Origin of the sequence: Marivita sp., assembly GCF_017643905.1 — a bacterium.
Classification (GTDB): Bacteria; Pseudomonadota; Alphaproteobacteria; order Rhodobacterales; family Rhodobacteraceae; genus Marivita.
Genome location: NZ_JAEPMO010000252.1, coordinates 1 through 3,599 on the forward strand (window position 1 = coordinate 1; position 3,599 = coordinate 3,599).

The 3,599-nt window shown below is 61.7% G+C and carries 2 protein-coding genes and 1 pseudogene; all 3 read right to left on the reverse strand.

The genetic code is table 11. The annotated features are described in order from the left end of the window. Positions 1-157 precede the first annotated feature (157 nt). Positions 158-2,026 carry an ATP-binding protein gene (locus JJ869_RS22740; protein ID WP_292271125.1) on the reverse strand — a complete coding sequence of 623 codons (1,869 nt, stop codon included), beginning with the start codon at positions 2,024-2,026 and terminating at the stop codon, positions 158-160. A 74-nt stretch (positions 2,027-2,100) separates the two neighbouring features. Next, positions 2,101-2,991, reverse strand: coding sequence for a UxaA family hydrolase (locus JJ869_RS22745; protein ID WP_292271127.1), 891 nt, complete (start codon positions 2,989-2,991; stop codon positions 2,101-2,103). Beyond that, positions 2,906-3,586: pseudogene (locus tag JJ869_RS22750) on the reverse strand (UxaA family hydrolase). Before JJ869_RS22750 ends, JJ869_RS22745 begins: the two are co-directional and overlap by 86 nt. Positions 3,587-3,599 lie beyond the last annotated feature (13 nt).

Here is a 3,599-nt window from a genome sequence, read left to right on the forward strand (position 1 = left end):
GTGACAAGGATGCCGGGGAAGTCGGGACCGATCACTGGCAGCGCCGAAGCCGCACGGTCAAAGCACCGGCACTCCAGATCAGCCAGCTCAAGTGTCTGCTGCGCTGCAATCCGCAGCGGTTCCTCATCATCGACGAACAGAACTGGCGCAGGTCCAGTCATTCAGCAGCCGCCAATGACGGGGCTTCGGCCAGTTTCAGTGTCACACTGAACACCGCACCCCACTCAGGATGGTTGCGACCCTCAAGCATGCCGCCGAAATCGCGCACGATGTTGTAGGAAATCGAAAGACCCAGCCCCATGCCCTTGCCAGGCTCCTTGGTGGTGAAGAACGGATCGAACAGCTGCGCGATCTCGGTGTCGGTCATGCCGGTCCCCCGATCCCGAACGCGCACATGGACATGACCACCGTCGCGGTACAACACCAGATCGACGACGGGATCAGGCACATCGCTCATCGCATCGACCGCATTGCTGAGCAGGTTGACGAAGACCTGCTGCAACCGCACCTGTCCACCCTGCACCCATATTTCGCCGTCGATCTCATCACGGCTCACCCGGCAGCCCGAGGCGCGCATCTTGGGTTCAACAATGACAAGCGCTGTGTCCAGCGCACGATTGAGCAGCACCGGTTCGGTCTTTTCGCCGGGACGTCGGGCAAAATTCCGAAGATGGGTCGAGATTGCGGCCAAGCGGTCGACCATATCGTCGATCAAGCCGACGTTCTGGCGCACCTTGTCGGGTTCACCCCGATCCAGATAAGCCCCAGCGTTCCGGGCAAAGGATTTCACTGCCGCAAGCGGCTGGTTGAATTCGTGACTGAGCGCGGCGGCCATCTGGCCCAGCGCGGCCAGCTTACCGGCCTGCACCAGCTCTGTCTGTGTCTGCCGGAGCAGCGTCTCAGCAGCGCGCCGTTCCTCCACCTCTTGCGTGATCAGGCGGTTGGCTTCTTCGAGTTCCGCCGTGCGCTGTGTCACCCGGTGTTCAAGTTCCTCCTGCATCGACAGCGCAGCCGCGATGCGTTCCTGCATCTGGATGCGGCGCTGGATCACCACAGTGGCGATCAGTCCGACCAGCAGGAGCAGCAACGCAGAGACCGCAGCTGTCCCGATGGCGCGGGTCCACGCCTGCTCGCTTGGTGTGAGAAGCGACACCTCCCACCCAGCTTCCGGGATCATCTGGCTTTGCACGATGAACCGCTCGACCGGACCCGTGTCATTGGTAATGGTGACCTGACGGAACGTGTCGTCGAACGGCCCTTGCTCGGTCTGCAATGGCACAAGCCGATCCATCGGGTATTTCTTGGTGTCTTCGATGGTCGCCCGTGCTTCGTCGCCAAGCGGGCCCAGCGACCGAAAATGCCATTCCGGACGGCTGGCCATGAAGATCACCCCGGCATCGTCCAGCACAACAATCTCGTTTGACCCGTCGCGCCATGCATCCTCGAACGCATCAACGGTAAATTTCACAGCCAGCACGCCAATGATTTCGGACCCGTCGCGCACTGCTTCGGCAAAGAAATAGCCACGCTCGCCTGACGTGGTTCCAAGAGCAAAGAACCGCCCCCGCTCACCTGAAAGCGCCCCTGTGAAATAGGGACGGTAGGCAAAGTTCTGACCGACGAAGGACAGCTCTTTCCAGTGGTTGCTGGCGGCAATGGTCAGACCGGTCGGGTCGATCAGGAAAATGTCGGACAGACCCACCTCTTCTGCAGTCAGGTGAAGTTCGTCGTTCACCCGATCAATCAAGTCGGTGTCGGAAGGATCGCGCAACGCGCGCGCAAGATCAGGGCGCTCTGCGATCAGACCGGGCAATGCCTCGAAACGGCGCAGGGATCCGGTCAGTCCCTCGACCGCAAGCGTCAGGGTCGATGCCTCGCGCTTGCCCAATTGGCCTAGATAGATGCGTTCCAGCGCAGGCAACAACAGAACAAGCGTCGCAAAAAGCACAGCCAGCCCGCCCAGGATCAGGCCAAGCGCCCAATGCCGTGCGCTGCCACGGTGTTTTATGTCTGCAGAACGCGTCATGGCGCGAAGATGCGTCCATTTGAAGGCCGAGACAAGCCGCTCGCGCGGTATGGTCGGCCCAGCGGCGCGCTGGCCTACATCACCGCCCCGATTTGCCACGGGACAAATTCGTGATCGCCAAGGCCAAGGGTTTCGGATTTCGTGGCCTGACCCGACGCCGTGGCGCGGATTAGGTCGAAAATCTCGTGCCCCTTTTCGGCGATGGTCACACCTTGGGACAGGATATCGCCGGTGTTGAGGTCCATATCGTCGGGCATCTGTGCGAAAAGCCGGTCCGATGTGGCCAGCTTGATTGTCGGTGCGGGCTTCGACCCAAAGGCCGATCCGCGCCCAGTGGTAAAGACCACGATCTGCGCGCCACCTGCGATCTGGCCGGTGACCGACACCGGGTCATAGCCGGGTGTATCCATGAACACGAGGCCCGGTACATCGACGTGTTCGGCATAGTCGTAAACTGCGGTCAAAGGGGTGGACCCGCCCTTAGCTGCCGCACCCAGCGATTTTTCTAGGATGGTCGTGATCCCGCCCTGCTTGTTGCCGGGACTCGGGTTGTTGTCGAGCGATCCGCCATTCAGCGCAGTATACTTCTCCCACCATTTGATCTGACCGATCAGCTTTTGCGCCACCGCATCGGACGCGGCGCGGCGCAGCAGCAGTTGCTCGGCGCCATAAATCTCGGGCGTTTCCGACAGGATCGCAGTGCCACCCTGCCCAACCAGCAAGTCACTCGCCACCCCAAGCGCCGGGTTTGCGGTGATTCCGGAAAACCCGTCCGACCCACCGCATTGCAACGCCACCCGAAGCGCCGACATCGGCTGCGGGCTGCGCGATATGCGGTCCACTTCAGGCAGCAGCCCAACCACACGATCCTTGATCGCATCAATCGTGGCGCGCGTGCCGCCGGTATCCTGAATGGTCAGCCCGTGGAAATGCGCCATGCTCTCGGCCCCGAAATGCGATTGCATCCGCGATCTGCATCACTTCGCAGCCCAAGCCCACAAACACCGCAGCACCCACATTCGGATGGGTGGCATGGCCCTAGAGCACGCGGTCAAGAATCTCGAATCCCGGTCCGCTGCCTGCCATGCCGCAGCCCGTGCCATGCGCCAGCGCGACAATGCCGTCGATATCGGGATAGGCGTCGAGCACACCACTCGCCTCGATCTCGGTCGCGGCGCGGCGGATCACCGTGGCGGAACAGTTCACCGTCGCGAGAAGCGCGATGTAGTTGCGCGTGCCCACCTGTCCGTCAGGGCGCAAATAGCCTTGGAACGTCAGAGGCTCGCTCTGAGGAATTGCCACCTGTGCCGCCGCCAGATCGGCCCCGATGACATAGGCTTGCTCGGGGTTTTCGAAAATGCAGTTGGACGTATGCACATGGTCACCGGCGGCGATGTCGGCGGTCGCCTTACCGATGAACTGGCCGAACTTGAGGATCGGCGCACCTGCCGGGATAGACTGACGGGCAATCTTGTGCCCGGCGGACAGCGGTTTTTCCAAAGGCACCCCAAGCCCCAGAGGGTCCTCGCCCGCCTGCGCCCGTGTCGTCAGGACCGCCACATTGTCAGAAGAA

What these genes read in the sequence shown, in the direction of transcription:
- JJ869_RS22740 (WP_292271125.1), bottom strand. Translation starts at nt 2,026, where the DNA reads ATGACGCGTTCTGCAGACATAAAACACCGTGGCAGCGCACGGCATTGG.
- JJ869_RS22745 (WP_292271127.1), bottom strand. Translation starts at nt 2,991, where the DNA reads ATGCAATCGCATTTCGGGGCCGAGAGCATGGCGCATTTCCACGGGCTG.